Origin of the sequence: Nitrospira sp. (assembly GCA_029194535.1) — a bacterium.
In the GTDB taxonomy this organism is placed as follows: Bacteria; Nitrospirota; Nitrospiria; order Nitrospirales; family Nitrospiraceae; genus Nitrospira_C.
The window spans coordinates 1,723,159-1,744,544 of record JARFXR010000001.1; the positions used below are offsets into that span (position 1 = coordinate 1,723,159).

Genomic DNA, 21,386 nt, shown 5'->3' on the forward strand with positions numbered 1-21,386 from the left:
ACATCAGGGTCGCGTTCGCCAGCATGCCTACGCCGGAAACGACGAACCCGCGGCCGTTTGCAAGCCGGTTCTCCCTCGCTCTACTATAGTCGGAGCGTCCGATCTTTGAGGCGTCCGCTCATCGGGTATGGGCCGGACAGCCTCAGCCGGCTTGATGAAAGACCACATTTCACAATGGTTGAATCGGGTACATGCCTGGATCGCTCTGCTCTCCGTCTGGATTCTCTTTGCCGTGTTCGTGACCGGCACCCTGACGGTCTTCGACGAGGAGATCACCTACTGGATGCAGCAGCCGCAGATCCACGAGATCACGACTGCCTCGGAGCCGGGCCTATCCCGACGAGCTTGGCTCCGGACGGCCGCATTTCGCCATGCGTCCGCACCGGACAGGTCAGCTGGTGATCCGTCGGCGCGGCCGGCCAAATGGCAGGACAAGCGGACGTTCTCGGGCCAGTCGATCGATCCGGCAACGGGACATCTCATGGTGTTTAGGGAGACGAGAGGGGGAGACCTCTTCTATCACTTTCACTATGGATTGCTCGCCGGCCTCGCCGGCGTATGGACGGTGGGGACGTCGGCCATGGCCATGCTGGCGGCAACGCTCACCGGGGTGCTGATCAGGCGTCGGCGGCTTCTCGCGGATCTGTTGCTGGCCGGTTTTCGAACGGTCTCGTTGCGCGCCTGGTCGGACCTTCACAATGCGGTCGGCCTGTTGATGCTGCCGTTCCTTCTGACCATCACCTTCACCGGGTTGGTCGTTCTATGGTCCATCTACCTGGCTGGAGGAACGTCGGCGTCGGGAGAGGCTGGGGTCTCGCTGCCCGGCCTGTTGCACTTCGGGAGATTCGGCGGGGTTGCGAGCCGCTGGGCCTATTTCATTATGGGGTTGGCCTCCAGCCTGGTGATTGCAACGGGCTTGGCGACCCGGATCGTCAAACGCCGGAGGGGTCGAGTCGATCGATCAGAGTCGATCGTCTCTCGCGTGACGGATGGGCTCGCCGTCGGGGCGGTGGCCGGGTTGCTGGTCGCCGTCGCCGCATTTCTCTGGACCAATCGCCTCCTGCCCGCCGTCGTGCCTCACCGAGCGGATTGGGAAGTGCGTGTCTTCTTCAGCGCGTGGGCGATCTGTGTCGCCTTTGGTGCGCTGCGACGCGACATCGCTCTGGCCTGGCGCGACCAATTGGCGGCGGCCGCCATCCTGTTGGCGCTGCTACCGGGACTCAATCTGCTGACCACCAGGAGCCATCTGCTGACGACGGTACCAGACGGCCGATGGGGGCTGGCGGCGATCGACATCACCGCATTCGTCGTGGGCGCGCTGTTGACTTGGCTTGCTGTCCGAGTGAGGAACGGTTTGATCGAGGAGCCCGGCGGGCGATTCTCCATCCTGTCCGCATCCGATGCCGGGTCGCGATCGTCGTGAAGCCAGGCCGCCGTCGTTGAACGCGGCTCCCGGCGGCGCAAACGGCGTCCTCGGCGTACAATAGACCGGAAGGCCGCGACTCCAATCTGCGGTAGACGGGAAAGGAAGAGGATCATGCGCGCACAGGGATTCGGATTCGGACTCGTCCTCGGTCTGCTCGCCGCCGGGGTGTCGCGCCACAATAGTTCGGTCTGAGGAAGAGGATGTTCGACGCGCGTTCAATAGTCCTTCTTTCTAGCGAAGGAGCGCACCGATGAAGCGATGGATGCTGGCAGTGCTGGTGTTCGGGTTGACCTGTCAGGAGGGCCGGGCTCAGATGCCCCAGGCGGAGATGGAGTTCACGCCCGGCCCACGGATGATCCGGATGATCGAGCGGATCGCCGGATCCTACGCGCATCTGGGGCACAGCCTCGGATTGTCGGGGCAGCAGAAACAGGGCATGGCGGATCTGGTTCAACGTATGAAGACGGAGATGTGGTTGAAGGAAGCGGTGTTGGTCGGCATGTTCCAGGAATTGGAAGAAAAGCGCCGGCGCGGACTGCTCCAGGACCATGAATACCGGACGGCCAACGCCCTCACCGGCGGCATCGAAACCGACGAGTTGAACTTGTTTATCGAAACCTTGACCGCGCTTCACGCCGTGCTGACGCCGGAGCAGGCGGCCAAGGTCCGGGAACTCGCGCATCCGACGATGGCATTTCGGGTGTCGCAGGGGTTCAATACGAAGATCGGCCTGATGTCATTGGACGGCATCGGCCAGGTCTACAACGGGTTCCGTCGTGAGCTGGGCCTGACCGATCCCCAGGCCCGGGACATCCGCTCGCTTCTGGAAGAAGCCAGGCGGGAGGTGCTGCGGGTCGGGACTGAGATCGATCTCAGTCGCGTGGAGGCCGATGAGCTTGTCATGCGGCCCGATGTCGATCCGGAAGCGATCCGCGCGAAGATGCAGAAGACCGGCGAGACAGAAGGGGTGCTGTTCAACCAACTCTTCGAGGTGACCGACAAGATTCAGGCGCATCTCACAGAAGAGCAGCGAACCAAGCTGTCGGAGCTCAAGCGTCACTCTACGCGGACGTCGTCCGACAAGCAGCGGGCCGGCCACCCCGGTAGTCCTCACGGAACTCCCATCCATCAGGCCGGCTTCGACTATTTTCTGGATCAAGGAAGCAGGATGGGGATCAACGAGGAGCAGACCGCGGCGCTGGTTCAGGTCAAGAACGAGACGAGAAAGACGCTGCTCATCGAGCAGGCCAAGTTCAAGGCGAGCGAGCTGAAACTGCTGAACCTGCTTCGCGGCGGCGGCGATACGACCCAGCCTTCCGAGGAGAAGCTGACGGCAGCCGTGCAGGGGATGGAGCAGAATCGCAGCAGGATGACCAGGGTCAAAGTGCAGGGCTATCTCGATGCCAGACGGGTGCTCACCGACGAGCAGCGAGCACGCGTGCATCCGCCGGACACGTTCGAGGATGGCCGTCCGTGATGCTGATCTATGCGGCGTCCTGTCAGCGACAGAGATCCTGTGACGTACCAGTGTCGCCTGTGGCGCAAGATACAAGACCGTACGCGGCTGCCTGCCGAAGCCACGGGGCGGGCAGGCAGCCGCGAGGGAAGGGTGTCGGTCTCCAGGCTCCCCTTGTCACGACAGGATCAGCACAGTGCCCGTTGCTTCGACCAAAGAGACCGGCCGCTCCGTGGAGCAGCCAGGGGCGCTGTCAGGCCGGCACAGCGTCCACGACACTCACGGCTGAATCGGTGGGCACGATTCGGGTCAGGCGAAAGCCGGCTTTGGCGAGGAGGCTGTGATATTCCGGTTCCGTTCGTTCTTGGCCGCCGGGGCCGACGAGCATCATCATGTCGAGCATCTTTCCGGGATGGGGCCCATTGCCGGCCGGCAACACCATCTCGATGATGAGCAATCGGTTGCCCGGTTTCATCGCGCTCCGGCAGCGGTCCAGGATCGTGAAGCACTGCTCTTCGGTCCAATCATGAATGATGTGGGAGAGAAGGTAGGCGTCTCCTCCCTCCGGTACACGCTCGAAGAAGCTGCCGGAGAGGATCGTCACGCGATCCGAGAGGCCTCGAGCCCGGAGCAATCCCGGGGCATCGCGCACGACATGCGGCAGATCGTAGAGAATGCCCCGCGATGTCGGATACCTGCTCAGAACCGCCGCCAGCAGATTGCCCGTCGCGCCTCCGACATCGACGATCGTCTGCATGCCGGAGAAGTCGTAGGCGGAAGCCACGGCGGCCGGCTCGGCGCCATGAAAACCGACCATCGTCTCGCTGAACAGAGAGGCGTCCTCCGGATGTGTCGCGAGCCAGTCGAACAGCGGCATGCCGAGCGCCTGCTCCAAGCCCGGCTTTCCGGTCTGAACCGATTCGAGCAGCCGGCCCCATCCCTGCGTCATCATGGGACCGGCCAGGGTCAAGGTCGCCGCCCTTGCCGAACCCGGCGCTCCGGTCTTCATCGCCTCGCCGAGGTTCGTCAAAGCGAACCGGCCGGTTCCCTCCTCGGTGACGAGGCCGAGATGCCCGAGGGTCCGGAGCAGGCGACCGAGGGAAGGGGCATGGGTCTTCGTGGCGGCAGCCAGCTCTTCCGCGCGCGCCGGCCCGGCCGCCAGATGGTCTGCCAGGCCCAGCTTTGCGGCAGCATAGAGAATGTGGGACACCCAGTGCGCCGTCGCCATGTGAACCAATTGAACGTGAGCCGGTTGCTTCAGATGGTCGGACGACTCTGTGAACATGGGATGGCCTCCATACAAGTGAACGTCAAATCCGCGGCTTTGGGATCGCCAGTCTAGCGCAACGGGTCGTCCGACTGCATGGATTTCTGCGGATCGGAAGAGTGCAGGAACCTACCGGAGGTACTCTGGTCGGCCCTAGAGACATCCCTAGTAGTCGAGCGGTTGTCATGCCGCATAATGACCGGTTAAGAAGTGAGAGGGAGAGGATGATGATAAGAAGACGGCCAGGCATGCCGCTCGAGGATCAGCCGTCCCAGCTTGACGAGGCGGAGGAGCCTGGACATCCCGATGCTCATCCGACGCTGCAGGGCAATCGAAAGCTCGCCGTCGCCTGGGTCTGCGCGACACTCGTGGGGGCTACCGCCCTCTGGTACTCGGCTGCGGCGCAGTATTCCCCAACCGTCACGCTCTTCGTGCTGACCGGGCTCCTCGTCGGCTACGCAGGCTATGGGTATTCCGTTGCAAAGAAGAATGCGACTCAGTTCGCGGATTCCCTCTATTACATGGGCTTTCTGTGGGCGCTGTTTGCCCTCATCGGGGCCTTCATACTGTGGCCGGCTCCCAAGTTGACTACGGAAGCCGTCCTTGCCGCGTTCGGCTACGCGCTGGTCACGACCTGTTGCGGCATGCTGCTTCGCCTTGCGACTCTCTATTTTCAGGACACGCCCTCCGACCGGCTTCTCGACGTTCAGGATACCATCGATCAACGCGTGTCGAAGCTGTTGCACGAGATCACGGAAGCGAAGATGGAAATCTCGTCGTTCAGAGCTCTCGCCGCCAATGATCTGCGCGGCGCACTGCACGATCTGGTACGGTCGTTATCGGAAGCGCGCGAAAAGCTTGCCGAACAGCAGCACACGATGAGCAAGACGATGATAGCGGGACTGGAATCTTCCGTGAAGGATATTCTGAGCCGGCTTTCGACCATGCAGATGCCGCAGGAAATTCTCACGGCGGAGGTGAGTAAACTCGTCGCCGCGCTGGGGAAGCGGGGAGAAAGTTTCGAGGCGGCGGCGCAGAAGCTGGAGGAAGGCTTGGCTCGAACCGCCGAGACGGTGACGTCGTTCGGGGAATCCTTGTACGGAGCGGAAGGCGTCGGACAGGTCGAAGCGGCGGTGCAGGAATTATCCGGAACGCTCAAAGAGCGAACGGAGCAATTTCTCGCGATGACGACCGCCTTCGAGCGGAGTCGTGCTGAATTGGACGGTCAACTCGACGGGCTACAGTCGTTGCGCTCGTCGTTCAGCTCAGTCTCCGCGAGACTGTCCGCGTTCGAAACGGAGTTGAAGGACATCTCGGCCATCTCGATGTCGGCCGACGTCAAAAACGGCCTGCTCAACGTCCAGAAGGCCATTCAGTCGAGTCTCGAGGCCAGCAGAACGATCGAGGCCACCATGCGCGACGTCATGTCGTTTCTGAGGGTGCGTGTGACCGAGGAACATTCCGGTGATAAGAACTGAGTCCCGCACGGATCCGGTCCTTGGGCTGTCGCTGGTGCAGGTGGTTCTCCTGCTTGTCTTTGCGGTTCTGTTGATCCACGTCACGGACAAGGGCGCAAGCGGGCAACAGGAGGCGCGTCAATCTGAGCCTGCGCAGCTTGAGGCTTCCCAGGCCGCCGCTCAGCCGGCGACGGCGCCCATGCGCGACGACTCGGGCCTTCAGGCGAAGCTTGACGAGGCCGCGGAGCACAACCGGCAGTTGGAGAAGCGCCTCACCGAGATGACCGGGCTGGTCGATGACGTGAAAGGCATGGTCGGCGCGAAGGCCGCGTCACGAGACGGATTTCACGAGGCGGTGGAGACCTTGAAGCGCGGGTATGTGCTGTGCCAGAAGGACAATGTCTTGATCGAGGCCAGCATTCAACACGGAGAGGAATCCATCCGCGTGATCGGAGAGGTGCCGTCCGACCTGGACACCAACCTGGCGAAGGGGGAGTTCACCTCGGATCTCGATCAGATCGTCCCCTTCGTGCAGGACGTCTATCAATATGAAAAGGACCGCAAGTGCCGATTCAATTACCGGCTGCAGTACGCGACGGACAACGACTACAGAAAAGCGCGGGAACGGTTCGAGAAGTATTTCTTTCCGGAAAAGATGACGAAAATCCAATGACCGGCGAGGCCGGATGGCTGGTTCCTCCTCGTACCTCATCTCGAGTGTCTGCCGGAGAATGCGTCACGGCGGAAGTCCTTCTGGAGGATCGGCGAAGCGGGGCACTTGCGTCGATTTGGACCAGTCCGATACCACACCGCTTTCGAAAAACACGCGAAGCTCGGCGGTGAGACAGGGGTCGCGACCGCCGGGAGGATACAACCACACTTCGATCGATCTTCCCTTGTGCTCGATGGTCTTTTTGCACATCGGCTCTCCGAACGCCAGATAGATCTGGTCGTGATCCATTCCGCGCACGGCATAGCCGCGGTCGATAGCCCGTTTGATGTGATCGGGGTAGGTCGGGTACTTCTCCGTCATCAACCGGCCTCGCTCCGATTCGCAGCCGGCAAGAGAAAGGCTGAGCCCCAACCACAGGCAGAGCCAGAACCGAATCATCGTGATCGTGACTCCTTTGTTCCCCCGCAGATTCGCATCGACAAAGCCGCGTGCACAGCAGTGCGGCTCGATCAGCGCCCCTTCCTTGCTGGTTTCCCGCTCCTACGACCCTCTTCGCCGCTAGTGTGGTGTCCTTTAAGTTCCTGTAATCATCCGTTCACCCTGAGCCGGTCGAAGGGCGCACACGTTCAAAGAGTTTTGTTCATGGTTCGACAGGCCTGTCCTGAGCCAGTCGAAGGGCCCACCACGAACGAACCTCTGGGACGCAACACTAGGCGTTCAGAGACGCCATATCGATCGAGAAGCGATACTTCACGTCGGACTTGAGCAGTCTGTCGTACGCTTCGTTCACCCGCTGGATGGGGATGACTTCCACGTCGGCGGTAATGTGGTGGGCGGCGCAAAAATCGAGCATCTCTTGCGTTTCCGAAACGCCGCCGATGGGAGAACCGGAGAGGCTGCGGCGTCCGAATATGACGCTGAAAGCGACAACGGCAAGGGGTTTCTCCGGCGCGCCGACCAGGGTGATGGTGCCGTCGCGTCGGAGCAGCTCGATGTACGCGTTGATGTCATGGTCGGCGGGCAGGGTGTCGAGGATGAAGTCGAAGCTGCCGATCTGCTTTTTCATTTCGTCGGCGTTGCGGGAGATGACGACCTCGCGGGCGCCGAGACGGAGCGCATCGTCCTTCTTGTTGGGCGACGTGGTGAAGACCACCACATGGGCTCCGAACGCGTGAGCGAACTTCACGGCCATATGACCCAACCCTCCGAGCCCGACCACCCCGATCTTCTTGCCCTTGGTCACGCCCCAATGGCGCATCGGCGAGTACGTGGTGATACCGGCGCAGAGGAGCGGCGCGGTTTCGGCGAGATCGAGGTTGGGCGGGACGCGCAGGACAAATCGTTGGTCGACGACCATGCTCTCAGAGTAGCCGCCATAGGTGACGCCGCCGAGGTGCTTGTCCGTCGAATTGTAGGTCAGAGTCATATTCGCACAGAATTGCTCAAGACCGGCTCGGCACTCCTGGCAGGTCTTGTCGGAATCGACCATGCAGCCGACGGCGGCCAGATCGCCGGGCTTGAATGTCGTGACGGCAGAACCGACTCTTGTGACACGGCCGACGATCTCATGGCCTGGGACGCAAGGGTAAACGGTCGGCGCCGCGCGTTTCCACTCGTTGCGGACCTGGTGGAGATCCGAGTGGCAGATCCCGCAGTAGAGGATGTCGATCTGGACGTCCTGTTCATCGGGATCGCGCCGCAAGATTGTGGTGGCGGCCAAGGAGGATGCCGCGCCGGCCGCTCCGTATGCCTTCGCGTGATACATACCGTGCCAGTATGCTCTTGCGGCAGTTCGAGAGGCAAGATCATCTCGAGCCAACCGGATCCTTCATATGGACTGCGTCATGCACGCTGTGCGTCACCCACGTCTCGGATGATAAGCGACGGCCGCGATTACGCAGAATGGAGACGACCGGCGTTTGTAAAGAAGGGTACGAGGGTAGCAAAGGACCGGCTGCGTAAGCTTAAATAATCCGGCCGACGCACAGGTCCGAATCCGGCGAGTAGGCGAACGGCCGTCGGCCTATAGTCATGTGCGATGGAGGCCGACGGATGTGTGAGACGTGAGACATGAGTGGCCACGATCCCTTCTACCAGGCCGTACTGGCGAGAGATCACCGATTCGACGGAAGGTTTTTCGTCGCAGTGAAGACGACGGGCATCTATTGTCGGCCGATCTGTCCGGCCCGTCCCAAGCGGGAGAACGTCGAGTTCTTCAAGACGGCTCACGCGGCGGAACGAGCCGGCTATCGACCATGCCTGCGGTGCCGTCCAGAGTCGGCGCCGGGATCTCCTGCGTGGAACGGCAAACAGACCACCATCGAGCGGGCGCTCAAACTCATCGCTCAAGGCGCGCTTGAAGAGCAAACCGAAGAGGTGTTCGCCGATCGGCTGGGAGTGACGGCGCGGCATTTGAGACGGCTGTTTGAGAAGGAACTCGGGCAAACTCCCAAGCAGCTTCACGACGGCACCAGACTCGACTTCGCTCGGAAGTTGATTGTGGAAACGTCGCTTCCATTCACGGAGATCGCCTTCTCCGCGGGTTTTCGCTCGCTGCGCCGATTCAACGATGTCGTCAAGAAACGGTTCCATCGGCCGCCTTCCGCGCTTCGATCCTCGTGCAAGGCTGTGCGGGCGACGCCCCAGCTCCGGCTGACTCTTCCCTACCGACCTCCGCTGGATTGGCAGGCTCTGCTCAATTACTATCGGAACCATCGAGTCTCCGGTGTTGAAACCATCGAGGGAGAAGGGTATGCGCGTGTGTTCAGGCTGGACGACCAGGAAACAGTCGGCTTCTTTCGAGCGAGACCGAGCGGCGAGGAGCCTGAATTGATCCTTGAGGTCTCTCTGTCGGATACGCGACCCCTGTTGAGGGTTGTGCAGCGCATCCGGCACATGTTCGACTTGGATGCCGATCCGACCGTGATCGCGAAGGTGTTTGAGCAGTCGAGCGTCTTCGCGGCGCTTCCGCGCAAGTATCCGGGAACCAGGCTGGCTCGGGGGTTTGATCCATTTGAAACCGCGATCGCGACGATCCTCGGTCAGGTGATCTCCGTCGCCCATGCTTCGCGGCTCATGAGTCGACTCGCGGCGCACTATGGCGAAGAGATCCGTCATCCCGTTTCCGGAGAGCAAGTTCGGGTATTTCCCAGGCCGGGCATTCTCGCAGAGTCTGATCTGCGCAGCCTGGCCATCACGGACCAAAAGCGTTCGACGATTCGCGAATTCTCGGCGCGGGTCGCCGAAGGAACCATCCGGCTCGAACCGGCGCAGGATCCGGAGGAATTCAAACGCACCGTTCGGACCGTGAAGGGCATCGGGGCATGGAGCGCCGAATATATGGCGCTCAGAGCCCTCGGCGACACGGACGCCTTTCCGGCGACGGATCTGATCATACGTCGATTCTTGAAGGTCAATCCGCAATTCGACTCGGGTGCCGTCAGGCCCTGGCGCAGCTACGCGGCGGTCGGTCTCTGGAACGAACAGGCTCGGGCGCCCGTCAAAGAAAGGAAGAAAGGACATGCTGCGGTATAAGCACGTGGAGACTGCGGTGGGTCGGCTCAGGCTGGTGGCGGATGAGTCGAGTCTGCTCGCGGTGCTGTGGCCGAGCGATCGGGCGACCAGAGTCAGACTCGAGGCTCTGTGCGAAGACGCGCAGCATACTGTGTTCGCCGAGGTCGAACGCCAATTGGCTGAGTACTTCGAGGGTAAGCGGACGACGTTTGACCTGCCGATTCGCATGCACGGCACAGAGTTTCAGAAGCGAGTATGGCAAGAGCTGCTCCGGATCCCCTACGGTCAGACTCGGAGCTATGGTGAGCTGGCACGCGCGATCGGAAAGAGATCCGCGTCGCGGGCGGTCGGTCTGGCCAACAGCAGGAATCCCTTGTCCATCATCGTGCCCTGCCATCGCGTGATCGGCGCGACGGGAAAACTGACGGGCTTCGCGGGAGGAATCGAGACCAAAGCGAGGCTGCTCAAACTCGAAGGAGCTTGTACGAGCGCGGCGGATAGAACGGGATAGGCCGCTTGTTGATAACGCCTCAACGCGCGAGGCTGCGAAAAAGACCAGCCTGTCCCTTTTCCTTACGACTTTTGCTTTTCGAGTCCTACCAATTTTTGGTCGGCACCATACGTGAGATGATAGACGACGAGCCTATCCTTCATGGCGATTTCAGCCGGAGTAAATATGAGCTCGGTGAGACCGACTGTGAAGATGTCGCCTCCCAAGTAAAATAGCCCCGTCAAGAATCGCGTCGAGCCCCGATGTGCATCGGGATCTAGAACATACCGATCATCATAGCCACCATTGTCGAGTGTGGTGAAGTTGTCGGGTTGTCCGAGTTCGGCAATTACGGCCGATCGCGGAACGCCGAGTTGCATGACGTTCACATCACCCCTATAACTCGATCTATTGGCCACCATGAGAACCGAACAGCCTGAGGATAAGAGGCTGACCGCCAAGAGCAAGAGTATTATGATGGAAACGGCATGGGGACTCTTCATGCTGGGCATTTGAGTTCTCATACCCACCTCCTGCGAGTCGCTCATACAAGACTCGCCGTTACGGCTGCTTGACTGACCCACCCTGTGCCATGCGCAGAGACGCTTTACTGATCGATCTATTTGCTATGAGTGCAAATCAGGTGCCTGATGCGCCAGGTTGTGATTTGATGATTAACTTCTGATTTTAGGAGGGGCAATTCGCACGATTAGGCTGATCGCCGTCCGCCTTTCCGACGGCAGTACGAAGCGGAAGAGATCCAATCTGAGTCGGAACAGATTCAAATGAAGAGCTTGAAATGGTGGACTAAGATGATGGAATTGTTTCTGTCACACCGGTTCGCTCCTTCAATCCGCTCCGAACGGATGATCGACCGCAAGCAGCCATTCACCGTTGGGTTGTTGACGAAGAACTTCCACGCTCCGGCCTGTCATTTCGATTGGCTTTCCGTCAGGCCCGGTCCCGGTCAGCTTCCACTGGCCTCGCGTCAACACCACACCGGAACCCTGGACTGTGAAGATGCTCTTCACCTCCATCGTCCCTTTTAGCGCCAGAAATTGAAGCAGGGTTTGGCGGATAGCTTCTCGCCCTTGCACGACCTGACCCGGCTGTGGAACGAGGGTGGCCTCCGGTTCGTACAGCGCCATGACTGCCTCGACGTTCCCGGAGTTGAACGCAGCGGCGAATCGGGAATGGAATTCTTCAGATCGGCTCATGTACAGCTCCTCTCTGATGGTAAGAGTGTCGAGCAAGGTTAAGTGGATCGGATACTATCCTAACAGGCCGGCGAAAACCATTTCGCGGTGTCCCCGTTGCTGGGAACTGGGGCAGGCAGCGGCTGCGCCGGAGCCAGCCCCCGCGGCTTGAAGCTTCACCAGGACTTGCGTCAGAATGGAACCTCGATAGTGTTTTCTTGCGCGAAGCTTGCCGAGGCCGGCTATGCTGCGATGCCCGCGACTCCGGAGCATGATCGCAACAGGATTTCTTGTCGTATCGGTAGGTGTCGGCATGGCTTCCGCATCCTCGACCGCCGCAACGGAGCAAGATCCGGCCACTTCTCAGGGACGTGCCGTTCACGTTGCCGACGAAACGCCGCCCTCCATGAACCAACCCCCGGTTGCCGACGGGGTCGTGGATCGCTATCTGCTGCACCCTCGCGGGGTCGTGAACGGACTGCTGCTGCGTGACGGATCGCAAGTACATGTCACCTACCGCGCTGCTGATGGGCTCATACAAAGTATTCAACCGGGCGATCATGTACGTGTGCACGGGAGGCGCAGCGCGGACTCGCCACTCGTGACCCCCGACGTCATCGTGAATGTGACGGACGGCAAGTCGTTCACCATTCCCGACCGGCTTGATCTTCCCATTCCTCCTCCGGAGGTGCGCCCGGGGGCCAATGAGATGAAAGCCGCCGGCACCATTCAAGTCCTGCTCTATGATTACATCAAGGGCGTCGTCAACGGCATGGTCTTGTCCGACGAGACACAGATCCGTTTGCCGCCCGATGTCGGAGCGCAATTGTCCGCATCGTTGCAACGGAACATGGAAGTGGTCGTCGAAGGCTACGGCACGATCACCAGCTATGGGCGCGCGTTGGAGGCCATCGCCATCGGCCGGAAAGGCCACCCCCTGACGCCGCTCGATGCTTCAACCAAGCAGCTCCGCTGAGGTGAGCGCTACGACCGAGGGTTCGCTGATGCGGGGCCGACGGGGAGGGTACGAGGCGGCTTCCCTTGAGTGCGGAACCGTGCGGGCGGGAGACCGAACTCTCGTTTGAATGCTCTGTTGAACGAGGGTTCGGATTCGTACCCGACCTCGCCTGCCACTTCGGCTACGCTCTTGGATGTCGACGCCAACAGTTGTGCGGCGAGTTGCAGTCTCCAGCGCGTGAGATAGCCGATGGGTGTTTCCGAGAGATAATGCTTGAATCGTTCGGCGAGCACGGAACGGGACACACCAGCTTCATTTGCGAGCGTGGCAATGGTCCACGGGTGAGCCGGCTCTCGATGAAGGAGCGCCAGCGCTTTTCCGACCTGCGGATCGCGCACACCGGCGAGCCAGCCTGTTTGGGCTTTGGGCAGCCGCGCGATGTACCGTCGAAGCGTTTCGACGAACAAGGCCTCGGACAATTTGGCGACGACGGCTGCGCCGCCCGGGCCGGATGCCCCGGCCTGATCGACCGAATAGCGCAGCGTATCTTCCAGCCATTGCCCCGATGCATGGTCGCGGATGTTGACTTTCACGATCGAGGGAAGGCCGCTCAGGAATAGTTGACTCAGTTGCGGGTCGCAAGTCATGTACCCACAGATCAGCTTCGTCAGTTCTCCTCCTCCCCCGGCCCGAGAGAGGGTGAGTCCTTCGGATAGGACTCGAAGCAGTTGTGCCGAACTATCCGTGGGTGTGACCGGAGGGCCGTTCCCCATGAGGTGCGCATCGCCATGCGGGAACATCACGATGTCCCCGGCTGCAACGGACAGCCGGCTGCCGTCTTGCTCGACGCGAGCATAGGCGCGTCCTTCGGTGACGAGATGAAAGATGATCGTGTGTTTGGTAGGGACGGAGAGATACGAAGCCATGGTGCCGGAATCGGGCTCTCGGGCGCACCAGGGGGCTGAAAACTCTCCGTTGTAAAAGACGGCGCCGTCGAGCTTGACGGCTTTCAGCACTTCAGACAGGACATCCATACATACTGGCTCCACTTGGGAAGGATCGAAACCGGCCGACATGGACCTGACGCGCCGATGGGCGACGCGAAGCTTACCATGCTGCCGCAAGGAGAACCAGACGCTCGGTGACGGACGAGGGAAGGAGACATGGGTCTGTCCTCGTTCACTGTTGCCGGGTGACTGAAACACCGTCTATCATTCATTGATCCGCCGGGGATGGCTTCGGACGGCAAGATTGGAGGTGCAGCATGAAGCTCGGTGCGCTCGTTCTGATGTTTGCGATAGTCCTATTGCCCGCGTTGAGTGACGCACGCTGCCGGACCGTGGGCGAGAGTGTCAGTTTGGGCAGCGAATACGGTACGTTTCCGCTCTATCCGGCGGAAGCCGTGGTCGAAGCCGGTGCGAAGCGGGAGAACGCCGCGTTGCAATGGGTCGGCTATGGGATCGGGCTGCCTCTGTTCGTCGTGGCGCTTCCGTTCGGGATGCTGGGGGCCGGGGTGGGGGCCGCCCTGCATCCTTGGACGAAGTGCACGGAGATGGAAGGACGGCTGCCCATGACGGAAGGTCAGACTCTGACGTGGTGATCGAGCACAAGGGCTATTGGGAGTGACTCGAGGATCATGTCCCGAGAATCGTGCGTGCTACCCGTCACGTCGGGAACGGATGCGCGTCGAGCAACCGGTGTTGGAAATCCTGTCAGAGAGCCGATGAAAGCGAGAAAAGTCTTCGACTTTGTTCGACGACCGCTGGTGATCATCGGTCACGCGGCTGGGATGTGACGAGTCGCAACAATAGTCAGCTATGCTGTTGCTTGCCGGTGCTCGGGTTTCACTCGAATCCGTGCATCCGCGATTCGGCAGCCTTGCCCAGGCGGCAAGGCGAAGATCGGATTCAGGTCGAGATCGCTGATCTCCGGAACCTCTTCGACCAACCGTGAGACACGCAGCAAGACCTCCTCGATGGCTTGCAGATCGGCTGCCGAATGACTCCGATAGCCGGTGAGCAGCCGATAGCCTTTGATGCCGCGTACCATCTCGGCGGCGTCGCGATCGGTCAGGGGGGTGATGCGGAATCGGACGTCTCCGAGAATTTCGACGTGAATGCCGCCGAGACCGAAGGCGACCAAGGGCCCGAACAGCGGATCGTCCACTACGCCGACCATCACTTCCACACCGCCGACTATCATGGGTTGCACCAAGGCTCCCTCCATCGCGTCCGACCGACCCGATTGAGCGGCGCGCGCGCTGATCTCGTCAAAGGCAGCGCGGACCGCCCCTGCGTCGAAAAGGTTCAGCTTGACGCCTCCGATCTCCGTCTTGTGCACGATGTGACGCGAGGAGAGTTTGACGGCGACCGGATAGCCGACTTGTTCCGCCAGCACCACCGCCTCGTCGGCCGTACGGGCGATCCCGCCCGGCTGGACGGGAAGTTTCATGGCGGCCAGCACGTTTCTGGTCTCTTCCGTCGTCAGCCAGCCGGTTCCGCGTTTCGCCAATGCGTCGGCACAGATATGCCGCGCGGTTGACAGATCGAGGTCGTCGAAATCCGGAACCATACCGTCCGGCCGTTGCCGCCACTCCGCATATGCGGCAGCCTTACCGAGGACGCGCGCGGGGCTTTCCGGCAAGGCGTAGGCCGGAATCGTTTCCGTAGATGCGGAAAAGGCGCGGTCGGAATCTCCATCCGCCATCCATCCGATGAGCACGGGTTTTGTCGTGCCGGTCCTGCGTGCGTTCGCGATTCCAGTTTGGATGCCCTGAGCGATTCCAGCCGTATCGGCTACGGTCACCGAGACATAGAGGACGATCAGGGCGTCGATCTCGTCGGCAGACAGTACCGCGTCGATCGCCTCGGCATACTGGGCCGGTGTGGCCGAGGCGATGAGATCGACCGGATTGTTGAGGGCGGCGGCCTCCGGGAGAAACGCCGCAAGTCGCCTCTTGGTACGGTCGGACAACTCCGGAACGGCCAATCCGCCCGCCTCACAGGCATCGGTGCAGAGGACGGCCGGTCCCCCCGCGTTCGTGATGATGCCGACCCGCGGTCCAGCCGGCAGCGGTTGCGCGACCAGACCGCCGGCCAGCATCAACATTTCGTCGAGCGTCTCGGCGCGTATCACCCCGGCCTGATGAAACAAGGCGTCGACGGCGGTATCGCTGGCGGCAAGCGAGGCGGTATGGGACAAGGCCGCGCGCCGGCCTGACTGTGTCCGGCCGGCCTTCACGGCCACAATCGGTTTGCGGCGGCCGACACGCCGCGCGATGCGCGCGAAGCGTCGGGGGTTGCCGAAGGATTCCATGTAGAGGAGGATCACGTCGGTGGCTTGGTCCTCCTCCCAATATTGCAGGAGATCGTTGGTGGAGACATCGGCTTTGTTCCCTATGCTGACGAAAGCAGAAAGCCCGACATGAAACCGCCGCGCCCCGGCCAGGGTGGCGATACCGATGGCTCCGCTTTGCGACGACAAGGCCACGCGGCCCGGAGGGGGGAACAGCGACGTGAACGTGGCATTCAGCCGGATGGTCGGGTCCGTATTCAATAGGCCGAAGCAGTTGGGGCCGATCATGCGCATGCCGTGCCGGCGGACCTTCTCCACCAGTTTGGCCTCGAGCGCCGCGCCCTGCGCTCCGATCTCCGCAAATCCGGCCGTGATGACGACCAGCGCACGGACGCCGCTGGCCGCGCAATCTTCGACGACGGACAAGACGCTGTCTCGCGGCACGATCACGACGGCCAAATCGATCGGGTCGGCGACGGCACGAACGGATGGAAAGACTGGAATTCCCGCGATCTCGATTGCACTCGGATTCACCGGGTAGACGGCACCGCGAAACTGATTGGTGACCAGCGCGTCAAGCAGCCGGAACCCGATGCTCTGCGGATCTCGCGACGCGCCGATGACGGCCACCGATCGTGGATGGAAAAACGGCCTGAGCGACGCGGCGGCGGCGAGACGCTCCCGTAGCTCAGCCCGGGATACGGTCTTCTCCGTCGGAATCAGCGACAACTCGACCTCCATGTCGCCGCGCTCGTAGGTTTCCCGGCTCGTCAATCCCGATTCCCGGAACACCTCCCGCATGGCCAGATTGTCCGTATGGGTGACCGCCCAGATGCGGACGAATCCCTGCCGAATGGCCAGCAAGGCGAGCCGTTCGAGAAGCAAGGTTCCCAGGCCTTTGCCGTGAAATTCGTCAAGCACGGCCATCGCCACTTCCGCGGTGCGCTCGTCCTTCGCCCAGTATGAGCCGGCGGCAATGATGCGCAGCGCGCCTTCCCAGTGACGCACGACGATCAGCGTGAGCTGCGAACGGGGAGTGGAGGAGTCGCACAACGCCGCAATGAGATCTGGCTGTGGAATTCCCTCCGAGAAGAACCTGTGCCGTCTCGACTCCGGCGACAAGCGTTCGATGAACTGTCTCATCGAGACGGCATCCGACGGATCGGAAAGGCGGGTCGCCGCAGCCGTTCCATCGCGCAGGATCAGCGAGCCGGATTCCGTGCGATCGGTCATCAACGGGGGGATATAGCGGGGACGGACGGGTCTCATGTCGATTATTTTTACGGCGCCGTTGATCCGGTTTCAACCGCTAATACACGGCCCTTGGGATCGGTCGATATGCTCCTCATTCCCGGCGCCTCGCTGCACTTCTGAGAAGAGAAGAAAGATAGGCAGCTTCGACCCCCTCAACTATACTTTGATGCGATGGAAGCTGATGGATCGTAGTCTCCTCTGAGGTTGGAACCGACGTGAAACTCCATGAGTGCCGTTCCATTGGAGCGCAGGCAGAGCCGATTGTGCCGGCTCGGGCCGCGATGTCTGCTCGAACCGGCGAGGCGCAATGGCTGCTGACGCGTGACTTCAGTTTGGTGTGGTGGAGCCAAATCATCGCCCAGGTCGGCGACGGTGTGACCAAACTCGCTCTGCTGTGGTTTGTCTACTCGGTCACCGGCTCGCCGATGAAGACCACGGTCATCGGTCTGCTGCAGACGCTGCCGCCGGTCTTGCTGGGTCCGTTGTTCGGCGTCTGTGTGGACCGCCTGTCGAAGAAATGGATCATGATCGGCAGCGATGTCGCGAGGGCGCTGTTGATCGGCGTCGTTCCCTGCATGGTCTCCGTTGAGTCGTTCACCGTCGAGCGGCTTTACGCGCTGGTCCTTCTGCACGCGATCGCCTCAGCCGCCTTTGGGCCGGCGATGACGAGCGCTGTGCCGTTTCTCGTGGGGCGGAGTCAACTCACCGCCGCCAACGCGATGTTGCAGACGACCACCAGCCTGGGGGTCATTCTTGGGCCGGCGTTGAGCGGCATCGGCATCGCGTCTATCGGATCGCAAGAGGTGTTGTGCATCAACGCGATTACGTATCTAGGGTCCGCTGCCTGTCTCCTGCCGATTCACATGTCGGCCGAGGCACGTGTCCAGCACAGTCGAGGAGCAGCTTCGTCCCTGGTTCGCGATCTCGTGGAGGGCCTCCGGTTCTCGTTGGTGACGCAGCGCCGGATTCTTGTGCTGATCCTGGCCGCCTCCCTGTACACATTCGGAACCGCAGCGTTTTCTACATTGCTGCCGGTTTTTGCACGCAACTTGCTCGATCTTGGACCGGCGGAGGTCGGCTACCTGTGGTCGTCCTTCGGAGCCGGGTTGCTGGCAGTATCCGTCGGCCTCGTGAAGGTGACGGACTGGGAGCTGCGCAAGCGGTTCCTCATGATTTCCGCCTCGAGCGCGCTGAGCGGGGTGGCGATGTGGGGGTTGGTAATGGCGGACGAGTTCCGGACCGCTGCGGTGTGCATGGTGCTGATTGGTGCCGGCGTGGGCACGTTGACCCCGATTGCTTGGGGAGTGTTGCAGGAAATTGCTCCAGGGCACATGGTGGGACGGGTCTTGGCGATTTACACGACTGCCGCGATGACGATGGCCATTGGCGGCATGACGGTCTTCGGCCTGATTACGCAGCGCTTCGGCGAGGTGGCCGGCGTGATCGGGATCGGCTTCGTCATGTTGGCCACCGCTGTCCTGGCCACCGCCCTTTCACGGTTCATCCACGTGCGGGCGGCGGTGCGAGACCGCTGGGCGACGACGACTGAAACCAAGGAACTCTGTCGCCGTGTCAGCGATCGAGCGGCCTGACGCCGATCATTGGGATGTTCAACTCGAAGCCGGCCAGGTCGCGCCTATACGCCCCGTTCGGAAAGGATGTAAAACGCTTGGAGTCAGAACGTACTGTAGAAGGGGCTCAGGCATGCCATTCGGCTAATTCGACCGTAATATCCTCGGGACCGGAAAGAAACACCAGCTTCCGGGCATGAAAGTCCATGACCTCGTTCCGCAGCGTCACACCCTGACCGACCAACCGCCGTACCTCCCCATCCAAATCCGTCACAGCGAAACAGAGGTGATTGAAGCCGGGCTTTGCCAGGTTCGCGACATCCGCGTCGGGCAGGTGATCTGGGCGGATATATCGCAGTAGCTGAATTTCAAACCGAGGCGTCTGGTTCGACACCAGCGTGACGTGCTCCGCTTCGATCCCCGGCACACCCATGTAGCGGGCAAACTGATCACCGGCAATGACGACGGATTTGTCCTCGACAAATCCCAGCAGGCCGAAAAAGGCTTTGGCCTTGGCGACGTCCCGGACTACCACGGTCACATGGTCAATGTGCAGAATCATGAATGTGCAGCATCATGAATGACCGGGTTGGGCGTACATGAGAACGTCAAGACGCCCGTAGGCTACTGCCCAGAGTTTGAATGTGTCAACACGAAGGCATAGCCCAACAGAGTCACATGGTTGGACGGATCGCCACCATCTCTGTGAATTAATGCTGGGCCGAGCCGGGAGGCCCTTGACAATGGAGCCGGCAACCTTAAGAATCTCACGCCGGCACGCAGTCATGCGTACCGTGCCGATCGGCAGACTTCAGTCGTCAGGGGTCAGGAGCGTTGATCATGGACCCAAGCTTTTGGCATCAGCGGTGGGAGAAGAATGAAATTGCTTTCCATGAAAGCAAGGTCAACCCACTGCTGGTGAGGCATTTCAACGAGCTGTCTTTGGGCAAGGGCAGGCGTGTCTTCGTACCCTTGTGCGGGAAAAGTCTCGATATTGCTTGGCTTCTCTCCAAGGATTATCAAGTGGTTGGAGCTGAGTTGAGTCGCCTCGCCATCGAGCAACTCTTCATGGAACTTGCCGCGCAACCGGAAATATCCACGATCGGCGAGGTCGAGCGGTGGAGCGCAAAGCACCTCGACATTTTCGTCGGCGATATTTTTGCCTTATCGAGAGCGGTGCTGGGATCGGCCGATGCCGTCTACGACAGGGCGGCATTAGTGGCTCTCCCCGAAGCCATGCGAAATCGATATGCAACGCACCTCATGGAGATGACCGGTAAGGCTCCGCAGTTGCTGATCTGTTATTCCTACGACCAACGTCTGATGGAAGGGCCTCCTTTTTCAGTGAGTGATGAGGAAGTGGAAAGGCATTACGCAAGTCACTATGATGTCAGGCTGCTTGCCGGCACCGACGTATCGGGCGGCTTGAAGGGGAAATGTCCCGCTAAAGAGAACGTGTGGCTGCTGAAACAACCTACTTGATCCTCCGGAGCCTAGCCCTTCTCCGCCATCCCTGCTGGTTCTCACCGCTTTCGAAGTGCTCTTTCCTGGGTTAGCTCCGCCCTGTCTCTCAGGTACGCGTACTTCAGAGGGAAACGGCGTACCTCTCGCCGGAACCAAGAGACCTCATAAAGCGAGATGCGGCAGAAAACTCCGATCCTCGTTGTCGATAGAGGAGCTGATCGCCTGGCTCATTGGGAGATGTGTCATGCGGCCATCTCTCTCTGATCTGAAGTCTATTCTAGCGATCCATGCCGAGCGCGGCTGCCGGTCTTGCTGTGCAAGCACCTGATCGAGACGCGTTGGACGCTTGCCTGCCGTGCATCGCGTTAATGATCTCAAGATCTTCAAGACATCGCGACGTCAGGTCTTGCCAGCCCCCCCTCCGAGGGGAGGATCCGTGCGATCTAGGTATATCGAAGGGAAGTCTCGCAGGGTAACCTACGGCGACGATCCATTGCGGTTGATCAAGCGGCACTTTGTAAGAGAGGTTTTGTTATGGATACGCCGGTTGTTGTCGACAGTGTCCGATCCTTGATGGAGGTGATTCGCTCGCTTGTGAAGATGGTGTGGCAAGATATGCGGGTGGAACAGACCAGCAAGGTCATCGTGGTCAACGAGTCGAGCCACGTCGTCGCAGAGGACAGGTCAACCCAGACAATCGCGAGCAACAGGTCAAGCCAGGCGAATCCCTACAAGTACCATCCGGCGGAATGGTAACTTCACGCGATCGTTCGTCACGTCATCGGAGTGCGGGAGCCTGAACCAGGTCGGTCCCTCCAAAAGTGACAAAAAAGAACAGCGTATGTTGATTGTAATAGGCAGATCCGTCTTGCCAGCGGCTGGTGACGTGCCCCGTGTGTACGAACGTCGTAGATTTGTAGGCCATACCTAACAGAGACGATTTGTCGTTGAAAATTCCAGGCAGCAGGAGAAACCGGGTGTTTCCCTGGTCGGCCGGCACGCAAGAACCTGGACCCTCGCGCTAGTCTCTCGATAACCCCGGAATCTTCCCGTCCACGATCAATTCACCAAGAGCGAGGCCCTGGCGATCAGCCTCTTCCTGGGTCTGATAGACCTCATTGGGCGAAAAGGAACGGGTCGAATTGGCGTCATGCGGCTCCCACGAGATGTAGATGCGCGCCCTCCACGTGTCCGTCGCAGAATGTTGGGACGGGCACGATTCGATGCGGTACCCCTTATATTCCATGCAGCTGTCCTCCACGGGATTCCCGTATCTCCTACCCTTAGAAATGCCAATATGGGGCCGGGAACCACTAGTAAATACCCCAGATCCTACTGCTGCATTCAGCTGATACTCTTCCTGGGCC

Annotated in this window: 22 protein-coding genes; 11 read left to right on the forward strand and 11 right to left on the reverse strand. The window is 60.6% G+C overall.

Going from position 1 to position 21,386, the window contains the following annotated elements:
- The first annotated feature begins 127 nt into the window (after positions 1-127).
- Together P0111_07810 and P0111_07815 are read left to right on the forward strand one after the other, a co-directional pair.
- Positions 128-1,423, forward strand: a complete 1,296-nt coding sequence (locus P0111_07810) for a PepSY-associated TM helix domain-containing protein (protein ID MDF0643921.1) — start codon at positions 128-130, stop codon at positions 1,421-1,423.
- A 253-nt stretch (positions 1,424-1,676) separates the two neighbouring features.
- Entirely contained in the window at positions 1,677-2,903 is a 1,227-nt protein-coding gene (locus tag P0111_07815; protein MDF0643922.1) for a hypothetical protein, read from the forward strand.
- Between the two features lie 232 nt (positions 2,904-3,135).
- Here P0111_07815 and P0111_07820 read toward each other — a convergent pair whose 3' ends face one another.
- Positions 3,136-4,167, reverse strand: coding sequence for a methyltransferase (locus P0111_07820; protein ID MDF0643923.1), 1,032 nt, complete (start codon positions 4,165-4,167; stop codon positions 3,136-3,138).
- A gap of 230 nt (positions 4,168-4,397) precedes the next feature.
- Between P0111_07820 and P0111_07825 the strand changes: the two genes are divergently transcribed.
- Both P0111_07825 and P0111_07830 read left to right on the forward strand, forming a co-directional pair.
- On the forward strand, positions 4,398-5,627 hold the full coding sequence (locus P0111_07825; protein ID MDF0643924.1) for a hypothetical protein: 1,230 nt from the start codon (positions 4,398-4,400) through the stop codon (positions 5,625-5,627).
- Positions 5,614-6,279 carry a hypothetical protein gene (locus P0111_07830; GenBank protein ID MDF0643925.1) on the forward strand — a complete coding sequence of 222 codons (666 nt, stop codon included), beginning with the start codon at positions 5,614-5,616 and terminating at the stop codon, positions 6,277-6,279. The genes P0111_07825 and P0111_07830 overlap by 14 nt, the downstream gene beginning before the upstream one ends.
- 63 nt (positions 6,280-6,342) lie before the next feature.
- On the opposite strand, the gene P0111_07835 is transcribed toward P0111_07830, so the two are convergent.
- Together P0111_07835 and P0111_07840 are read right to left on the reverse strand one after the other, a co-directional pair.
- A complete protein-coding gene (locus P0111_07835) occupies positions 6,343-6,717 on the reverse strand; it encodes a hypothetical protein (protein MDF0643926.1) in 375 nt (124 codons plus the stop codon).
- A gap of 271 nt (positions 6,718-6,988) precedes the next feature.
- Entirely contained in the window at positions 6,989-8,044 is a 1,056-nt protein-coding gene (locus tag P0111_07840; protein ID MDF0643927.1) for an NAD(P)-dependent alcohol dehydrogenase, read from the reverse strand.
- A gap of 305 nt (positions 8,045-8,349) precedes the next feature.
- On the opposite strand from P0111_07840, the gene P0111_07845 reads away from it, so the two are divergent.
- Together P0111_07845 and P0111_07850 are read left to right on the forward strand one after the other, a co-directional pair.
- On the forward strand, positions 8,350-9,813 hold the full coding sequence (locus P0111_07845) for an Ada metal-binding domain-containing protein (GenBank protein ID MDF0643928.1): 1,464 nt from the start codon (positions 8,350-8,352) through the stop codon (positions 9,811-9,813).
- The gene (locus P0111_07850; GenBank protein MDF0643929.1) at positions 9,800-10,303 is read left to right on the forward strand and encodes a methylated-DNA--[protein]-cysteine S-methyltransferase; all 504 of its coding nucleotides are present in this window, start codon (positions 9,800-9,802) and stop codon (positions 10,301-10,303) included. Before P0111_07845 ends, P0111_07850 begins: the two co-directional genes overlap by 14 nt.
- A 62-nt stretch (positions 10,304-10,365) precedes the next feature.
- Here the strand turns inward: P0111_07850 and P0111_07855 are convergent, their stop codons facing one another.
- From P0111_07855 to P0111_07865, 3 genes are all read right to left on the reverse strand, one after another.
- Complete coding sequence (locus P0111_07855) at positions 10,366-10,806, reverse strand: hypothetical protein (GenBank protein ID MDF0643930.1); 441 nt, start codon at positions 10,804-10,806, stop codon at positions 10,366-10,368.
- 324 nt (positions 10,807-11,130) lie between these two features.
- Complete coding sequence (locus tag P0111_07860; GenBank protein MDF0643931.1) at positions 11,131-11,499, reverse strand: SgcJ/EcaC family oxidoreductase; 369 nt, start codon at positions 11,497-11,499, stop codon at positions 11,131-11,133.
- Positions 11,500-11,553: 54 nt separating this feature from the next.
- Entirely contained in the window at positions 11,554-11,793 is a 240-nt protein-coding gene (locus P0111_07865) for a hypothetical protein (GenBank protein ID MDF0643932.1), read from the reverse strand.
- Here P0111_07865 and P0111_07870 point away from each other — a divergent pair.
- Positions 11,792-12,454, forward strand: coding sequence for a hypothetical protein (locus tag P0111_07870; protein MDF0643933.1), 663 nt, complete (start codon positions 11,792-11,794; stop codon positions 12,452-12,454). The two genes, P0111_07865 and P0111_07870, sit on opposite strands and share 2 nt — an antisense overlap.
- A gap of 8 nt (positions 12,455-12,462) precedes the next feature.
- On the opposite strand, the gene P0111_07875 is transcribed toward P0111_07870, so the two are convergent.
- Positions 12,463-13,470: an AraC family transcriptional regulator gene (locus P0111_07875; GenBank protein ID MDF0643934.1), complete on the reverse strand. Its 1,008-nt coding sequence runs from the start codon at positions 13,468-13,470 to the stop codon at positions 12,463-12,465.
- Positions 13,471-13,700: 230 nt separating this feature from the next.
- Here P0111_07875 and P0111_07880 point away from each other — a divergent pair, with 230 nt between their 5' ends.
- Positions 13,701-14,036 (forward strand): hypothetical protein, encoded by a 336-nt coding sequence (locus P0111_07880; protein ID MDF0643935.1) that lies wholly within the window; start codon positions 13,701-13,703, stop codon positions 14,034-14,036.
- Between the two features lie 215 nt (positions 14,037-14,251).
- Here P0111_07880 and P0111_07885 read toward each other — a convergent pair whose 3' ends face one another.
- Positions 14,252-16,999, reverse strand: a complete 2,748-nt coding sequence (locus P0111_07885) for a GNAT family N-acetyltransferase (GenBank protein ID MDF0643936.1) — start codon at positions 16,997-16,999, stop codon at positions 14,252-14,254.
- A gap of 200 nt (positions 17,000-17,199) precedes the next feature.
- On the opposite strand from P0111_07885, the gene P0111_07890 reads away from it, so the two are divergent.
- Entirely contained in the window at positions 17,200-18,576 is a 1,377-nt protein-coding gene (locus tag P0111_07890) for an MFS transporter (GenBank protein MDF0643937.1), read from the forward strand.
- Positions 18,577-18,682: 106 nt separating this feature from the next.
- Here P0111_07890 and P0111_07895 read toward each other — a convergent pair whose 3' ends face one another.
- Entirely contained in the window at positions 18,683-19,117 is a 435-nt protein-coding gene (locus P0111_07895; GenBank protein ID MDF0643938.1) for a VOC family protein, read from the reverse strand.
- A 278-nt stretch (positions 19,118-19,395) separates the two neighbouring features.
- Here P0111_07895 and tmpT point away from each other — a divergent pair, with 278 nt between their 5' ends.
- Positions 19,396-20,037 carry a thiopurine S-methyltransferase gene (gene tmpT, locus P0111_07900; protein ID MDF0643939.1) on the forward strand — a complete coding sequence of 214 codons (642 nt, stop codon included), beginning with the start codon at positions 19,396-19,398 and terminating at the stop codon, positions 20,035-20,037.
- 516 nt (positions 20,038-20,553) lie between these two features.
- Positions 20,554-20,775 carry a hypothetical protein gene (locus P0111_07905; protein MDF0643940.1) on the forward strand — a complete coding sequence of 74 codons (222 nt, stop codon included), beginning with the start codon at positions 20,554-20,556 and terminating at the stop codon, positions 20,773-20,775.
- 22 nt (positions 20,776-20,797) lie between these two features.
- Here the strand turns inward: P0111_07905 and P0111_07910 are convergent, their stop codons facing one another.
- Both P0111_07910 and P0111_07915 read right to left on the reverse strand, forming a co-directional pair.
- Positions 20,798-21,019, reverse strand: a complete 222-nt coding sequence (locus P0111_07910; protein ID MDF0643941.1) for a hypothetical protein — start codon at positions 21,017-21,019, stop codon at positions 20,798-20,800.
- Between the two features lie 21 nt (positions 21,020-21,040).
- Positions 21,041-21,265 (reverse strand): hypothetical protein, encoded by a 225-nt coding sequence (locus P0111_07915; GenBank protein MDF0643942.1) that lies wholly within the window; start codon positions 21,263-21,265, stop codon positions 21,041-21,043.
- Positions 21,266-21,386 lie beyond the last annotated feature (121 nt).